The 15,725-nt window shown below is 71.0% G+C and carries 15 protein-coding genes; 9 read left to right on the plus strand and 6 right to left on the minus strand.

What is annotated here, in order from left to right; genetic code table 11:
* Positions 1 to 144: 144 nt before the first annotated feature.
* The gene (gene fbaA / locus ACR9ZG_RS13465; RefSeq protein ID WP_481285357.1) at positions 145 to 1,173 is read right to left on the minus strand and encodes a class II fructose-bisphosphate aldolase; all 1,029 of its coding nucleotides are present in this window, start codon (positions 1,171 to 1,173) and stop codon (positions 145 to 147) included.
* 186 nt (positions 1,174 to 1,359) lie between these two features.
* On the opposite strand from fbaA, the gene ACR9ZG_RS13470 reads away from it, so the two are divergent.
* The 5 genes from ACR9ZG_RS13470 (at position 1,360) to glpX (ending at position 7,564) form a co-directional block, all read left to right on the plus strand.
* On the plus strand, positions 1,360 to 2,718 hold the full coding sequence (locus ACR9ZG_RS13470; RefSeq protein WP_481285358.1) for an NAD(P)H-dependent oxidoreductase: 1,359 nt from the start codon (positions 1,360 to 1,362) through the stop codon (positions 2,716 to 2,718).
* Between the two features lie 98 nt (positions 2,719 to 2,816).
* Positions 2,817 to 3,563, plus strand: a complete 747-nt coding sequence (locus tag ACR9ZG_RS13475) for a FadR/GntR family transcriptional regulator (protein WP_481285359.1) — start codon at positions 2,817 to 2,819, stop codon at positions 3,561 to 3,563.
* A gap of 59 nt (positions 3,564 to 3,622) precedes the next feature.
* Positions 3,623 to 4,939: an MFS transporter gene (locus ACR9ZG_RS13480; protein ID WP_481285360.1), complete on the plus strand. Its 1,317-nt coding sequence runs from the start codon at positions 3,623 to 3,625 to the stop codon at positions 4,937 to 4,939.
* Between the two features lie 116 nt (positions 4,940 to 5,055).
* Positions 5,056 to 6,330, plus strand: coding sequence for a four-carbon acid sugar kinase family protein (locus ACR9ZG_RS13485; RefSeq protein WP_481285361.1), 1,275 nt, complete (start codon positions 5,056 to 5,058; stop codon positions 6,328 to 6,330).
* Positions 6,331 to 6,559: 229 nt separating this feature from the next.
* Complete coding sequence (gene glpX, locus ACR9ZG_RS13490) at positions 6,560 to 7,564, plus strand: class II fructose-bisphosphatase (protein WP_481285362.1); 1,005 nt, start codon at positions 6,560 to 6,562, stop codon at positions 7,562 to 7,564.
* A 3-nt stretch (positions 7,565 to 7,567) separates the two neighbouring features.
* Here the strand turns inward: glpX and ACR9ZG_RS13495 are convergent, their stop codons facing one another.
* The 3 genes from ACR9ZG_RS13495 to ACR9ZG_RS13505 form a co-directional block, all read right to left on the minus strand.
* On the minus strand, positions 7,568 to 8,131 hold the full coding sequence (locus ACR9ZG_RS13495) for a GNAT family N-acetyltransferase (RefSeq protein WP_481285363.1): 564 nt from the start codon (positions 8,129 to 8,131) through the stop codon (positions 7,568 to 7,570).
* Between the two features lie 40 nt (positions 8,132 to 8,171).
* Positions 8,172 to 8,633, minus strand: a complete 462-nt coding sequence (locus tag ACR9ZG_RS13500) for a phage tail protein (RefSeq protein ID WP_481285364.1) — start codon at positions 8,631 to 8,633, stop codon at positions 8,172 to 8,174.
* Positions 8,634 to 8,964: 331 nt separating this feature from the next.
* Positions 8,965 to 9,567: an LON peptidase substrate-binding domain-containing protein gene (locus tag ACR9ZG_RS13505; RefSeq protein WP_481285365.1), complete on the minus strand. Its 603-nt coding sequence runs from the start codon at positions 9,565 to 9,567 to the stop codon at positions 8,965 to 8,967.
* A gap of 35 nt (positions 9,568 to 9,602) precedes the next feature.
* On the opposite strand from ACR9ZG_RS13505, the gene ACR9ZG_RS13510 reads away from it, so the two are divergent.
* Positions 9,603 to 10,100 (plus strand): DUF427 domain-containing protein, encoded by a 498-nt coding sequence (locus ACR9ZG_RS13510; protein ID WP_481285366.1) that lies wholly within the window; start codon positions 9,603 to 9,605, stop codon positions 10,098 to 10,100.
* A gap of 25 nt (positions 10,101 to 10,125) precedes the next feature.
* Here ACR9ZG_RS13510 and ychF read toward each other — a convergent pair whose 3' ends face one another.
* Complete coding sequence (gene ychF, locus ACR9ZG_RS13515) at positions 10,126 to 11,199, minus strand: redox-regulated ATPase YchF (protein ID WP_481285367.1); 1,074 nt, start codon at positions 11,197 to 11,199, stop codon at positions 10,126 to 10,128.
* Between the two features lie 48 nt (positions 11,200 to 11,247).
* A complete protein-coding gene (locus ACR9ZG_RS13520) occupies positions 11,248 to 11,994 on the minus strand; it encodes a class I SAM-dependent methyltransferase (RefSeq protein ID WP_481285368.1) in 747 nt (248 codons plus the stop codon).
* Positions 11,995 to 12,174: 180 nt separating this feature from the next.
* Between ACR9ZG_RS13520 and ACR9ZG_RS13525 the strand changes: the two genes are divergently transcribed.
* The 3 genes from ACR9ZG_RS13525 to ACR9ZG_RS13535 all read left to right on the plus strand — a co-directional run bounded on the left by ACR9ZG_RS13525 (position 12,175) and on the right by ACR9ZG_RS13535 (position 15,513).
* Positions 12,175 to 12,756: an exonuclease domain-containing protein gene (locus tag ACR9ZG_RS13525; RefSeq protein WP_481285369.1), complete on the plus strand. Its 582-nt coding sequence runs from the start codon at positions 12,175 to 12,177 to the stop codon at positions 12,754 to 12,756.
* Positions 12,757 to 12,855: 99 nt separating this feature from the next.
* A complete protein-coding gene (locus tag ACR9ZG_RS13530) occupies positions 12,856 to 14,409 on the plus strand; it encodes a DNA recombination protein RmuC (RefSeq protein WP_481285370.1) in 1,554 nt (517 codons plus the stop codon).
* 39 nt (positions 14,410 to 14,448) lie between these two features.
* Positions 14,449 to 15,513 carry an NAD(P)H-dependent flavin oxidoreductase gene (locus tag ACR9ZG_RS13535; protein ID WP_481285371.1) on the plus strand — a complete coding sequence of 355 codons (1,065 nt, stop codon included), beginning with the start codon at positions 14,449 to 14,451 and terminating at the stop codon, positions 15,511 to 15,513.
* The last annotated feature ends 212 nt before the right edge of the window (positions 15,514 to 15,725 follow it).

Genomic DNA, 15,725 nt, shown 5'->3' on the forward strand with positions numbered 1-15,725 from the left:
CCGTGCGTGCCGATCGGCCCGGGCGCCACCGCCGTGCAGGTCGCGACGCCCGAGGGGTCGAGCGGGGGCGCGGCGGGCTCGGGGGCGGGGGGGGGGGGGGGGGTCGGGGCGGGGGCCGGCCGGGGGCCGGCCGCCGCTGACGGATTACTTGCCGGAGTGGCCGGCGGAGCCGAGCTGCTGGGTGGCCTCGACGACGCGGGCGGCCATCGCGGACTCGGCGACCTTGCCCCAGGCGCGGGGGTCGTAGGCCTTCTTGTTGCCGACCTCGCCGTCGACCTTGAGCACGCCGTCGTAGTTCTCGAACATGTAGCCGGCGATGGCGCGGGTGAAGGCGTACTGGGTGTCGGTGTCGATGTTCATCTTCACGACGCCGTTGCGCACGGCCTCCGCGATCTCGGCGTCGGTCGAGCCCGAGCCGCCGTGGAAGACGAGGTCGAGGGGCTTGGGGCCGTGGCCGTACTTCGCGGTCAGGCCCTCCTGGATCTCCTTGAGCAGCTCCGGGCGCAGCTTGACGTTGCCCGGCTTGTAGACGCCGTGGACGTTGCCGAAGGTGAGAGCGGCCATGTAGCGGCCGTTCTCGCCCAGCCCCAGCGCATCCACGGCCTTCTCGACATCGGCGAGGGTGGTGTAGAGCGCCTCGTTGGAGCCCTCGTGGCGGACGCCGTCCTCCTCGCCGCCGACGACGCCGATCTCGATCTCGAGGATGGCGTTGATGGCCTTGGTGCGCTTGAGCATCTCCTGCGCGATCTCGATGTTCTCGTCGAGCGGCACCGCGGAGCCGTCCCACATGTGCGACTGGAAGATCGGGTTGCGGCCGGCCTTGACCTCCTCTTCGGAGGCGGCGATGAGCGGCAGCACGAAGTCGTCGAGCGCGTTCTTCGGGCAGTGGTCGGTGTGCAGCGCGACCGTGATCGGGTAGTTCTTGGCGACCTCGGTGGCGAACTTCGCGAACGCGAGCGCACCGGTCGCGCGGGCCTTCACGGACTGGCCGGCGAAGTAGTCGGCGCCGCCGGTGGTGACCTGGATGATGCCGTCGCTGCCCGCCTCGGTCAGGCCCTGCAGGACCGCGTTGATCGTCGACGACGACGACACGTTGAACGCGGGGTAGGCGAAGCCGCCGGCCTTCGCCTTGTCGAGCATCTCTGCGTACTGGTCCGGCGTTGCGATGGGCATTGAAGCTCCTCAGAAGATCGGGGTGTCGAACGGGTCTCATCATACGGGCCGCCCATTCCGCCCGCCCGCCCGCGCTTGACATCGCGGGAGGCGGCCTCCATCATGGTGCAAGGCTTGATGGTCTGACCATCATTCCAAAGAACCACCGAAGGGCGGCCCGCGGGCCGGCCACGAAGGAGTAGGCACATGAATCTGCACTCCCTGCTGCAGAAGCGGACCGCGGAAGCCGGCCCCATCCGCGTCGGCGTCATCGGCGCAGGCAAGTTCTCGTCGATGTTCCTCACGCAGGCCGTGAACAGCCCCGGCTTCCACGTCGTGGGTGTTGCCGACATCAACGTCCCCAAGGCCAAGGGCGCGCTGGAGCGCACCGGCTGGGCGGCCGAGCGCTACGCCGCCGCGAGCTTCGACGAGGCGCTGCGCACCGGCGCCACCTTCGTCACGGAGAGCGCGGACGCCCTCCTGGAGCGGCCCGAGATCGAGGTCGTGCTCGAGATCACCGGCAACCCGATCATCGGTACGTACCACGCGCTGAAGGCGATCGACAACGGCAAGCACGTCATCATGGTCAACGTGGAGGCGGACTGCATGGTCGGCCCGATCCTCCAGCGCCGCGCCCAGGCCGCCGGCGTCGTCTACTCGATGGCGTACGGCGACCAGCCCGCGCTCATCTGCGAGATGGTCGACTGGTGCCGCACCGTGGGCTTCGACGTGGTCGCCGCGGGCAAGGGCACCAAGTACCTCCCCGAGTACAATTACTCCACGCCAGACACGGTGTGGAACTACTACGGCTTCACGGACGAGCAGCTCGCCTCCGGCGACTACAACCCGAAGATGTTCAACTCGTTCCTCGACGGCACCAAGTCCGCGATCGAGATGGCGGCCGTGGCGAACGGCACCGGGCTCATCCCGCAGGACGAGGGCCTCAACTTCACGCCGGCGGGCGTCGACGAGCTGTCGACCCTCATCATCCCGAAGGCCAACGGCGGCACGCTCAGCCGCTCGGGCACGGTCGAGATCGTCTCGAGCCTCAACCGCGACGGCAGCGACGTGTACCGCGACCTCCGCTGGGGCGTCTACGTCACGTTCGAGGCGCGCACCGACTACGCCGTGCAGTGCTTCGCGGAGTACGGCGTGCAGACCGACCCCTCCGGCCGCTTCGGCGAGCTGTACCGGCCGTACCACATGATCGGCCTGGAGCTCGGCGTCTCGATCGCGGCCGCGGTCCTGCGCGGCGAGGCGACCGGCTCGCCGACGGGCTTCCGCGGCGACGTCGTCACCACCGCCAAGAAGGACCTCCGCGCCGGGGAGACGCTCGACGGCGAGGGCGGCTACACCGTGTTCGGCAAGCTGGCGCCCGCCGCCACCTCGCTGGAGCACAACGCGCTCCCGCTCGGTCTCGCCCACGGGGCGAAGCTCATCCGCGACGTCCCGAAGGACCGCACGGTCTCGTGGGACGACATCGACGTCGACGAGTCGCTGCAGGCGGTCCAGGTCCGCAAGGAGCTGGAGGCCGAGTTCCGCAGCGAGCACCTCGCCGTGGTCTGACAGACAGACCGTGAGCGCCATGAACCCTAGACTGCTTCTCATCGGAGGCGGCGCGTGTGGCGCCGACGCATCCGACGAGATCCAGATTGGGGGACGCGATGTCCGGAGACGCGGCGTGGGAGCCCGTGCAGCGGGTGCGCACGTACGAGCAGGTCATGGCGCAGATCGAGGAGCGCATCCTCGACGGACGGCTGAAGGCGGGGGACCACCTGCCGAGCGAGCGCGACCTCGCGCTCTCCCTCGGCGTCAGCCGGCCCTCCCTCCGGGAGAGCCTCCGCGTGCTGGAGGCGCTCGGCGTGGTGGACATCCGCCGCGGCGGCGGCCCGGAGGGTGGGGCGGTGCTGGTCGGGACCCCCGGCCCCGGGTTCGTCAACCTCCTGAAGCTCCAGCTCGCGCTGGGGCACTTCAGCCAGACCGACGTGCTCGAGACGCGCATCGCCCTCGAGACGTGGTCGTGCCGGGAGGCGGCCCACCGCGCGACGGATGACGACCACGCCCGGCTGGCCGGCATCCTCGACGCGATGGAGGACCCGCGCATCGACACGCGCGAGTTCAACCGGCTCGACAGCGCCTTCCACGTCGCGATCGCCGAATCCACCGGCAACGCCCTGACCGCCCACCTGATGCAGTCCCTCCGCATCGCGATCAACCGCCAGATGATCGAGGCCTACGCGAGCCTGACGAACTGGCGCGAGACCGCGAAGACGGTCAGGGCCGAGCATCGCGAACTCCTCGCCGCCATCGTGCGGCGGGACCCCGATGAGGCCGCACGCCAGGTGCGCGACCACATCACCAGCTTCTACACGATCGGCAACGTCGGCGGGGTCACCAGCTCCGCCGGATAGGCCAGGGAGAGGGTCTCCCGGCCTCGATGAGTATCAAGGGAGATATCCTCACCATGACCATGACAGCGTCCCGCTCGCAGCAGGCGGCCAACGGCTCGCCCGACAAGCTGAAGGTGGCGATCGGCTCGGCCGTCGGCACGACCGTCGAGAACTACGACTTCCTCGCCTACGGCACCGCCGCGGCCCTCTACTTCGGCACCGACTTCTTCCCGAGCGAGGACCCGGTGGTCGGCGTCCTGCTCGGCTTCCTGACCTTCGGCATCGGCTTCGCGATGCGCCCGCTCGGCGGCATCATCGGCGGCTTCCTCGGCGACAAGTACGGCCGCAAGCCGGTCCTCGTCGGCGCGCTGTTCGTCATGGGCATCTCGACCGTGCTGATCGGCCTGCTGCCGACGTACGCACAGGTCGGTCTGCTCGCGCCGCTGCTGCTGACCGCCATCCGCATCGTCCAGGGCCTCGCCTTCGGCGCGGAGTGGGGCGGCGCCATCCTCATGACCTTCGAGCACGCCCCGTGGCGCAAGCGCGGCAAGTACTCCGCCATCCCGCAGGTCGGCGTCCCGCTCGGCGTGTTCCTCGCCAACGTCGCCTTCCTGCTGTCGGCGGGCCTCGGCAACGAGCTCGCCTGGCGTCTGCCGTTCATGCTCAGCGCCGTGCTGATCATCGCCGGCCTCATCATCCGCCTCAAGGTGTCGGAGAGCCCGGAGTTCGAGGAGGCGAAGACGCAGGGCACGCTGGTCAAGAACCCGATCCTGACCGTGCTGCGCAACGACTGGCGGACCGTCCTCCGCGTCATCGCCCTGCGCCTGGCCGAGACCGGCGGCTTCTACGTCATCGTCACCTACCTGATCTCGTACATCACCTCGGGCGAGATCGCGTCGCGGGAGACCGCGCTGACCGGCCTCATCATCGCGACCGCGCTCGGCTGCTTCACGACCGTGCTGTTCGGCGCCCTCAGCGACCGGATCGGCCGCAAGAAGACGTACCTCATCGGCTCCCTGGCGACCATCGCGTTCGGCTTCCCGATGTTCCTCATGGTCAACACCGGCCTGCCGTTCCTGATCGTGCTCGTCTACGTGATCGGCCTCGCGATCATCCACGACATGCTCGCCGGCACCCAGGGCGCCTACTTCAGCGAGCTGTTCAGCACGAACACCCGCACCTCCGGCGCCTCCCTCGGCTACCAGTTCTCGGCCGCACTGTCCGGCTTCATCCCCTTCATCGCGACCGCCGCGGCGATCGGGATGGGCTGGGGCGGCGTCGCCTGGATCTACGTCGCCGTCGGCGTCATCGGCCTGATCGGCGTCGCCCTCACCCGCGAGACCTGGGGCGCCGCCGAGCGCGCCGAGGTCGAGCGCGTGATCGCCTCGGGAGAGTAAGACCAGCGAGTGAGACCCGCGGAGGCGCGGCGTCCCCTTCCGGCGCCGCGCCTCCAGCGGATGCCCGTCCGGCCTGCCGCGCCTGGCCCCCTCCGCACCCCTTCGAAAGGACCACCATGAAGACCGTCGTGCTCGACGACGACCCCACCGGCACCCAGTCCGCGACCGGCGTGCGCGTGCTGCTCGAGAGCGACGCCGACCTCCTCACCGAAGCGCTCCGGCTCAGCGACAGCGTGTACGTGCAGACCAACAGCCGTGCGATCGATGAGACGGCCGCGGTGCGCCTGGTGTCGCGCGTGAAGGCGGACGCCGAGGAGGCCGCGCGCCGGCTGGGGGAGGAGCTGCAGTTCGTGCTGCGCGGCGACTCCACCCTCCGCGGTCACGTGTTCGCCGAGACCGAGGTCTTCCTCGACGACGACGCCGTGATGCTGTTCGTGCCCGCGTTCCCGGACGGCGGCCGCACGACGGTCGACGGCGTCCACCTCGTCCGGATCGGCGACACGGTCCACCCCGCGCACGAGACGGAGTACGCGGACGACCCGGTCTTCCCGTTCTCCACGGGCATCCTCGCCGACTACGTGCGCGAGAAGTCGTCGCGCGAACCGGTGGGCGTGCCGCTCGCCGTGGTGCGCGGGGACGCGGCCGGCCTCGCCGCCGCCTTCGCGTCAGCGCCGGCGGGCAGCGTCCTGCTGCCGGACGCGCTGACCGACGACGACATCCGCCGCATCGCCGCCGCCGTGCAGGAGGCGCGCGCGGCGGGTGCGAGCATCGTGGTGCGGTCGGCGGCGCCCCTCGCCGCGGCCCTCGCCGGCGTGCAGAGCGAGGGGCTCCTCCCGCGTCCGATCGTCCCCGAGCCGCGGCCGACGCTGCTCGCCTGCGGGTCGCACACCGGGGGCGCGAGCGCTCAGCTGGAGCGCCTCCGCGAGGACTGGGGTGAGGAGGCCGTCATCGACACCGCCGAGGCGCTGGCCGACCCCGTCGCGGCCGGACATGCCGCTGCCGGCCGCGCGCGGGCGCAGCTCGCCGAGCGCCCCCTGACCGTCGTCACCAGCGAGCGCGTCCGCGCCGCCGAGAACAACACGCTCGCACACGGTGAGAAGGTGATGACGGCGATCACCACGGCCGTCCGCGACCTGCTCCCATCGGTGGAGGTCGTGGTCGCCAAGGGCGGCATCACCTCCGCCGAGGTGGCCCGCACCGGCATCGGGGCGACCTGGGCGTTCGTGGTCGGCCAGGTGCTGCCGGGCGTCTCGGTGTGGCGGATGCTCGCGCACGACGGCCGCGAGATCACGTACGTGGTCGTGCCGGGCAACGTCGGCGGCCCGGAGACGCTGGCCGAGGTGCTCGACGCGGTCGGGCTCGCGCCGGTGGGGACGGGTGCGCGGGTGTAGCGCCGTGCAGCGGACCCCGGGGCCGGTTCGCCGCCTCCGGAGAGGGGCCGGACAGGCGTCAGCGACGCAGGGCGCCCCCGTCTCCGGACCGGTGTGCGGTGAGCGCGTGCACGTCCGTGCGGGGCCGGTCCCCGCGAGCGGCCCCCTGGCTACACTGGCATCGTCGCCCGCCCACGTCGCTGCGGGCGGCACCGACATCGTCGTTCGAATCCGTCCGGGAGGACCCATCATGACCAGCACCATCGACAGCGCATCCCACTTCACCCACCCCGATCGGAACCTGGCGATGGAGCTGGTGCGGGCGACAGAGGCGGCCGCCATCCGCGCGACCCCGTGGATCGGCCGCGGCGACAAGAACGCGGCCGACGGCGCCGCGGTGGATGCGATGCGCAAGTTCCTCGGCACGGTCAACTTCGACGGCCTGATCGTCATCGGCGAGGGTGAGAAGGACAACGCGCCGATGCTCTTCAACGGCGAGCACGTCGGCAACGGCCGCGGCCCCGCCTGCGACATCGCCGTCGACCCGATCGACGGCACCTCCCTGACGGCCGCCGGCCGGCAGAACGCGCTCTCGGTGATCGCGGTGTCGGACCGCGGCACGATGCTCGACGCCTCCAGCGTTTTTTACATGTCGAAGATCGTGACGGGGCCGGAGGGCCGCGGCGTCGTCGACCTGTCGCAGTCGATCGGCGACAACATCCGCGAGCTGGCGAAGGCGAAGGGCAAGCCGGTCGGCGAGATCCGCGTCGCCGTGCTGGACCGCCCGCGGCACGAGGGACTGATCGACGAGATCCGTTCGGCCGGCGCCGGCACGCGCCTCCTGCTCGACGGGGATGTGGCGGGCGGCATCAACGCGGCCCGCTACGAGTCGCGCATCGACATGTGCGTCGGCGTCGGCGGCAGCCCGGAGGGCATCACCACCGCGGCGGCGATCAAGGCGCTGGGCGGCTTCATGCAGGGCAGGCTGGCGCCGAAGGACGACGCCGAGCGCGCCGGGGGCATCGCGGCCGGCCTCGACATGGACAAGGTCTACGACGCCGACGACCTGGTGAAGGGCGACAACACCTTCTTCGTGGCGACCGGCGTCACCGACGGCGGCCTCGTGGAGGGCGTCCGCCGCAAGGGCCCGATCATCCGCACCGAGTCGATCGTCCTGCGCTCGAAGTCGGGCACCATCCGCCGCGTGATCGCCGACCACCTGGCGGAGAAGTGGCTGGAGAAGGATCAGCTGTAGGGGTCAAAGCTCCCGCCGCATCACCCAGCGCGTCGCGCCGCCGGAGTGCGCGGCGGTCTCCTGCAGGCGGTGGAACCCGTGCGCCTCGAACAGGCGCACGGTGCCGACGTATCCGCTGATGACATCCACCTTCTCGGGGCCGACGTCGACCGGGTAGCCCTCCACGAGCTCGGCGCCGGCTGCCCGCGCGCGCTCGACCGCGCCGTCGAGGAGGTCGTGCATGAGGCCGCGCTTGCGGAACCCGCCGCGCACCACGAAGCACACGATCGACCACGGGTCCCGCTCCTCGTCGAGGTGCGGGATGGTGCGCGAGTTCAGCAGGCGCCGGTACGTGGACTTCGGCGCGACCGAGCACCAGCCCGCGACCTCCCCGTCCAGGTAGGCGAGCACTCCGGGACCCGGCTCCCGCGCGCACTCGTCCTCCATGTACGCGATGCGCTCCGGCATCCCGAGGCGGGCATCCCGGTACGACATGCAGACGCACCCGCCGCCGCCCGGCTTGCGCGGCACCATGAACGTCGCGAAGTCGTCCCAGCGGCCGGTGGCGGGCAGCACCTCGATGCTCATGCGGGGAGCGTAGCGAAGGGGTGCGACATCCCGTGCGGCGTCAGTACTCGCCCTTGATGACGAAGAACGAGCCGCGGATCGTGCCGGCGAGCTTCGACTTCTGCCGCGCGAACTTGAAGTCGCTCAGCTCGTCGGGGACGTCCATCCCGTCGGACAGCTTGAACCCGACCGCGCGCTTGCCGCCGTCCTCCAGCGTGTACAGCACGTTGATGGACAGCCCCGACTCGTAGAACACGTAGGTCCAGCGGACGCCGTCGACCACGAAGTCGGACACCTCCAGCGGGCGCGAGGCGATGACGATCCCGCGCTCCTCCTTCAGGATGCGCTGCGCGCGCTCCAGCGCCTCCGGAAGCTCGTCCGGGCTGCTGACGGTGAAGTCGTGATCGTACTTGTTCTTGAAATAGCGCGCCTCGTTGGCACGCAGCCCGGCCACCGCCTCCGCCACCGGCGACGACTCCAACCCGGCCGTGGACACGCTGACGAAATCGACCGCGTTCGACATGGGGACCTCCTCGTTGTTCGATCGGGTCAACGCTAGCGAGCGGAGGAAGCGGGAGGCTTCTCCAAAGCTGCTCGGATCAGGCGAGGCGCTCGAACACCATCGTGGCCTGTCAGTCGGGTTCGAGATCCAGCCCGCCGTGGCTGTCTTCTCCTGCGGCCTGTCACGGAGGGCGCTCGCCACAGCGGAGGAGTCTGCGCGCGACACGCGGGTGCGCAGCCGAGGAGGGAGGAAGAGGAGTGCCGATGGGTGCGCCGGAGCCTCCGTTGTGGCGGCCGGGTGGCGTGCGGGCGACAGGTCGAAGCAGACCTTCACGGGGCGATGCTGTGGCATCTCATTCGGCGGACCAGAGCTCCTCGGCCTCGATGACCAGGTCGATGATCTGACGCAGGAGACCCCCCATCGACGCCGACCTCAGCAGCGTGTACCTGTCGTATTCGCCCAGCGGGGCGATCGCCGCCAGCTGCCAGATGGCCGCGACGGGATCGTCCGACAGCTCTATGCCGGCATCCGACTGCGGGTCCGCGACGCGGGCGATCACGCGGCGGACGACCGCTTCGGCCTCGGCCCGCAGGGGTGCGAGCGCCTCGGACCACTCCAGCTCCGGCAGCATCGAGAGCTCGGCTCGCGGATAGGGGTCGTCGTCGAGCCAGCGCTCGACCGTGAATCGCCGCGTCCCCACGCCGACGATGAGCAGGTCGTCGGCGCCCGCCGCAGCGCTCACCAGACGTGCCATCGTCCCGACCGAGGCGCGCTGGTCGCCGCCCCCGGCTTCGGGTCCGCGCTCGATGAGGACGACGCCGAACTCGAAACCCGGTTCGTCCTCGTCGAGCAATCGGCCGACCATCGTCAGATACCGCGGCTCGAACACCCGTAGCGGGATGGCCACGCCGGGGAACAGCACCGATCCGAGCGGGAACATCGGTGAGGCGGCCATACTCCAGCTAAGCACCGCTGACCTAGAGTGAACAGGTGCCCCGACCACGCCCCGAGATCCCAGGACCGGGACAGGAGTCTGTGTGGGACTACCCGAGGCCGCCGCGCATCGAGCGGATCTCCGCGCCCGTCACGATCCGGCTGGGCGGGCACCTCATCGTTGACACCCGAGACGTCGTCCGGGTGCTCGAGACCAGCCATCCGCCGGTCTACTACCTGCCGATGGCGGACTTCGTCACCGGCGCGCTGGTCGACGCCGACGGTTCATCGTTCTGCGAGTTCAAGGGCACCGCGCGATATCTCGACGTGCTCGGCGGAGGCGAGGTGCGGCTCGCTGCCGCATGGAACTACCCGCATCCGTCGCCCGGCTTCGAGCCGCTCCGGGACCGCGTCGCCGTCTACGCGCAGCAGATGGACGAGTGCACCGTCGACGGCGAGGTTGTCACCCCGCAGCCCGGAGGCTTCTACGGCGGCTGGATCACGAGTGCCGTCGTCGGGCCGTTCAAGGGGTCGCCGGGGTCGCACGGCTGGTGAACGCCGTGGTCAAACCTGCGGTTGGTTACACGTTGAAGCGGAACTCCACCACGTCGCCGTCCTGCATGACGTAGTCCTTGCCCTCCATGCGGGCCTTGCCGCGGGAGCGGGCCTCGGCGACGCTTCCGGCGTCCACCAGGTCGTCGAAGGAGATGACCTCGGCCTTGATGAAGCCCTTCTCGAAGTCCGTGTGGATGACGCCGGCCGCCTGCGGGGCCTTCCAGCCCTTGTGGATGGTCCAGGCGCGCGACTCCTTCGGGCCGGCAGTGAGGTAGGTCTGCAGGCCAAGCGTGTCGAAGCCGATGCGGGCGAGCTGGTTCAGCCCGCTCTCCTCCTGACCCGTGGAGGCCAGCAGCTCGGCGGCGTCCGCCGCGTCGAGGTCGATGAGCTCGGACTCGAGCTTGGCGTCGAGGAACACCGCCTGCGCCGGAGCGACCAGGGCGGCGAGCTCCGCGCGGCGGGACTCGTCGGTCAGCACGTCCTCGTCCACGTTGAACACGTAGATGAACGGCTTGGCGGTGAGCAGGCCCAGCTCCTTGATCGGCTCGAGGTCGATCGAGGAGGTCGAGAGCGGCTTGCCGGTGTTCAGGTACGCCGCCGCCTCGCGTGCGGTCTCGAGGACGATCGGCTCCAGCTTGCGCCCCTTGACCTCCTTCTCGTAGCGGGCCTCCGCCTTCTCGAGGGTCTGCAGGTCGGCGAGGATCAGCTCGGTGTTGATCGTCTCCATGTCGCCCGCCGCGTCGACCTTGCCGGCCACGTGCACCACGTCGGGGTCGCTGAAGCCGCGGACCACCTGGGCGATCGCGTCGGCCTCGCGGATGTTCGCCAGGAACTTGTTGCCCAGGCCCTCGCCCTCGCTCGCACCCTTCACGATGCCGGCGATGTCGACGAACGAGACCGGCGCCGGCACGGTGCGCTCGCTCGAGAACAGCTCGGCGAGGGTGTCGAGGCGGGGGTCGGGCAGGTTCACCACGCCGACGTTCGGCTCGATCGTCGCGAACGGGTAGTTCGCGGCGAGCGCCGTGTTCTTGGTCAGCGCGTTGAAAAGGGTGGACTTGCCCACGTTGGGCAGCCCGACGATACCGATAGTGAGAGCCACGGTCGTCCATTCTACGGGCCAGGGCGATGGCCGCCGGGCGACCGCGGCTCACGCCAGCCCTGCCCGGTAGCAGCGGGTCACGTACGGCAGCTCCAGCGTCTCGCGCCCGGCGAGGTCGGGATGCTCCGCGGCCAGGCGCCGGAGGGAGGCGATCACCGCGGCCTGCCCCTCCGGATCCTTCGTGATGAAGTAGCTGCGCGACCGGGCCAGATCGAGCAGCCCCTCCACCGTCAACTGCTGCACCCAGCGCACGTCGTGTCGTTCGAACGGCCCGAACGGCTCGGGCACGCGGGGCTCCTCGTCCTCGCCGTAGGTCGCGTCCGGCGAGCCCATCAGCTCGCCGAGCTCGCGCACCCAGCCGACCGACTCGTCCCTGTCGTTCCACACCAGTCCCAGCCGGCCGCTCGGCCGCCTGAGCACGCGCGCGACTTCAGGCACCGCGCGTTCCTGGTCGACCCAGTGCCACGCCTGGGCGGCGACCACCAGGGAGAAGGAGCCGGGTGAGAACGGCAGCTGCTCCGCTCTGCCGACCCGCACCTCCACTCCGGGGAGGCGTTCGGACAGTACGCGCAGCATCTGTTCGGAGGGGTCGAGGGCTGTGACCTCCCGTCCGGCCTTGACCAGCTCGGCCGTCAGCTTGCCGGTGCCGGCGCCGAGGTCGAGCACCGGCCCCTCCACCCCCTCGGTCAGCCAGGACACCGCCTCGGCGGGGTAGGAGGGGCGCGCGGCGTCGTAGACATCCGCCGCCCGGTCGAAGGAGGCGGCGTGGGATTCGCGGTCGTTTCTCTGGCGCATGGCCCGATGGTACGCAGCGGGTCCGGCCGGCCGGGAGGGTCGGCGGGATCGGTGGAGAAGTCGCCGCGACGCTGCGCCTGTGGACGATTCGGGGACGGTCGGCGGCGCGCCCGACGCCGGATGGCGCGGCACGCGGACCGCCTCCCCGGCCGCGTCGGTGGGCCGTGCGAGCATCGCAGCGTGACCCTGGACTTCACCGCCATCGACTTCGAGACCGCCAACTCCTCCGCCGCCTCGGCGTGCTCGGTGGGACTCATCAAGGTGCGCGACGGCAAGGTGGTCGATCGGGCCGGCTGGCTCATCCAGCCGCCGTTCGGGCACGACCACTTCCAGGAGTGGAACGTGCGCATCCACGGCATCCGGCCCGAGCAGGTGGTCGGAGCGCCGGGCTGGGTGGAGCAGCTGGCCGACCTGGTCGAGTTCGCCGAGGACGACCACCTCGTCGCCCATAACGCCGGCTTCGACATGGGGGTCATCCGGGCGGCATGCCTGGCCACCGCGGTCGACTGCCCGGAGTACCGCTACCTGTGCAGCCTGCAGGTCGCCCGGCGCACGTACTCGCTGGAGTCGTACCGGCTCCCGGTGGCCGCGATGGCCGCCGGCTTCGAAGACTTCCACCACCACGACGCGCTCGCGGACGCCGAGGCCTGCGCGGCCATCGTGATCCACGCGGCGCGACGGCATGGCGCGGCCACGATCGACGACCTCGCCGAGCTCTGCGGGGCTCGCGTCGGGCGCATCGGCGTCCCGATCGCCGCCTGAGCCCGTCCGGATCCTTCCACAGGCGGTCGTCGAGGACGGGTTGTCCGCAGATCGGCGTCGCGCACGTCCGGTGTCGGACGCCCCTGACACACTGAGGCCATGGACATCCTCGCCCTCCTCCTCGGACTCGTGCTCGGCCTCGTCGTCGGCGGTGCCGCGGCCGGCATGATCGTGGCGACGCTGCTGCGTCGTCGACCGGTCGCCGATCCGGGGGCCGCGCCGATCGACCCGGCCGTGATCGAGGCGCGCCATGCGACCGAGCTGGCGGAGGTGCGCGCTGCGGAGGCAGCGGTGCAGGCCGAGATCCGCACGGACCTCGCCGCGGCGCACACGCGGGTGGATGCGCTGCAGGAGCAGCTGCGGGACGCCCAGCAGCAGTACCGCGAGCTCCTGGAGCGCCAGCGTGCCGAGGCGCAGGAGCGCGCCGACCGGGAGCGTGCGGAGGCGCAGGAGCGCACCGCTCGCGAACGGGCGGAGAGCAAGGTGCTCGAGGCGCTCGCGCCCGTGCGCCAGACGCTGACCGAGATGCAGCGCAAGGTCGTCGAGCTCGAGACCCAGCGGCACGAGCAGCACGGCCAGCTCACGCAGCAGCTGCGCACGGCGGCGGAGTCGGAGGAGCGGCTGCGGAGCACAGCGGAGGCGCTCGCGTCGGCGCTCCGCTCCAACAGCACGCGCGGGGTGTGGGGCGAGACCCAGCTGCGGAGCGTCGTGGAGGCAGCGGGACTCATCGAGCGCGTCGACTTCTCCGTCCAGTCGAGCATCCAGTCGGAGTCGGGCTCCGGCCGTCCCGACATGATCGTGCACCTCCCCGGGGGCAAGAGCATCGCCCTCGACGCGAAGGTGCCCTTCAACTCCTACCTGGAGGCCAGCCAGATCCCGGCGACGGCGACCGGGCCGGAGCGGGCCCAGCGCGAGACGCTCCTCAAGCAGCATGTGAAGGCGGTCCGCGATCACATCACCGCGCTCGGCAGCAAGGCGTACTGGACCGGTCTGGAGTCGTCGCCCGAGCTGGTGATCGCGTTCATCCCGAGCGAGTCGCTGGTGTCGTCGGCGCTGGAGGCGGATCCGTCGATCATGGAGTTCGCCTTCGGCAAGCGGGTGGCCCTCGCCTCGCCTGTCACGCTGTGGTCGGTGCTCAAGACCGTGGCGTTCAGCTGGCAGCAGGACGTGCTGACGCAGGAGGCGAAGCAGCTGTTCGACCTCAGCCGCACCCTCTACACGCGGCTCTCCACCACCGCCGGTCACATCGAGAAGCTCGGCCGGTCGCTGGAGCGCACCATCAAGGACTACAACGGGTTCGTCGGCTCGCTGGAGCGGCAGGTGTTCCCCGCCGCCCGGAAGCTGAATGCGCTCGACGAGTCCAAGGTCATCGGGGTCATCGAGGGGATCGAGGAGTCGCCGCGCGAGCTCACCGCGTTCGAACTGGTGAGCGAGCTGGACGCTGCGGACAGCGACTCGCACGCCGGCGACGACGTGGAGACCGCGGAGAGCGCGGAGACCCCCGGGACGGCGGGGACCGCAGAGACGGCGGAGATCGCCGAGACGGCGGAGACGCGCGACATGCACGGGATCGACAAGCTCGCGCTGGAGGAGCAGGCGCGCGCCCACGAGGGCGCCGACCGCGCCGCTGCCGACGACCTGCGGACCGCGTAGGGTCGCGGGCACGGGATCTGCGACGGTAGGGAGAGGATCGTGTCGCTGCAAAGCCGCCTCGGACTTCGGCATCCGATCGTGCTCGGGCCGTTCGGAGGCCTCTCCTCGGTCGAGCTCACGGCCGCGGTGGCGGATGCGGGCGGTCTCGGCTCGTATGGGCTCTACGGCTACAGCGCCGACCGCATCCGGGAGACCGCCGACGAGCTGAAGCGCCGCACGTCCGGTCCGCTCGCCCTCAACCTGTGGTTGCCGTGGGTGGGGCCGGGGGAGCAGCCGATCGATCAGACCACCGATGGAGCAGCGTTCGAGCGGGCCGCCCGGGCGCTGGCCGCGCTGTACGCGGACGCGGGCGCCGAGCCGCCTCCCTACGCCGAGCGTCTCCTGCCCTCCTTCGACGAACAGGTGGAGGCGGCACTCGAGGCGCGGCCCGCCGCACTGAGCTTCGTCTTCGGGGTGCCGCCGGCCGAGGTCGTCGGTGCGGCGCACGCACGCGACATCCTCGTGATCGGCGCGGCGACGACGGTGCCGGAGGCGGTCGCGCTGGAGGCCGGGGGAGTGGACGCGATCGTCGCCTCCGGATTCGAGGCGGCCGGACATCGTCCCTCCTTCCTGCTTCCCGCCGAGGAGAGCCTGGTCGGCGGGCTCGCGCTGATCCCGCAGGTCGTCGACGCCGTCAGCGTGCCGGTCATCGCGGCCGGCGGCATCGCCGACCGGCGCGGTGTCGCCGCGGCCCTCGCGCTCGGAGCCTCCGCCGTCCAGGTCGGGACCGCGTTCCTCGCGACACGCGAGTCCGCTGCCCCGCCCGCGCACCGAGCGAGCATCCGCTCCGCCGGCGCCCACGAGACCGTGCTCACCCGGGCGATGAGCGGACGCTTCGCCCGCGGTCTGCGGAATCACGCCGTCCGCACCATCGAAGAGGGCGGCACGATCGCGCCCTTCCCCCTGCAGAACGTCCTCACCGGTGCCTTCCGCCGTGCCGCCGCCGAGGCGGACCGCCCCGAGCTGCTCTCCCTCTGGATGGGGCAGAACGCCGCGCTGGCTCAGCGAGAGACCGCGGCGGAGGTCATGTCCGAACTCGTCGCCGGCGTGCCTCCCGGGGAGTGATGGCGGCAGGAGGCCCGACGCGCGGGATTCTGCGGCCGGCCCTCAGGAGCCCACCGCCGGACCCGGGCGACCCAGGTCCGCGATGAACCCCGCGACCTCGTCCACGATCAGGCGGGCGACCTCCGCCGGCAGGAGTGGGGACGAGGCGAGGACCTTCATGCTGTGATCCGCGCCGGGAACCGTGACCACGCGCACGGCGCCGCCCGCACCCG

The sequence above is a fragment of the Leifsonia sp. KNZ12-8B genome (assembly GCF_056755495.1).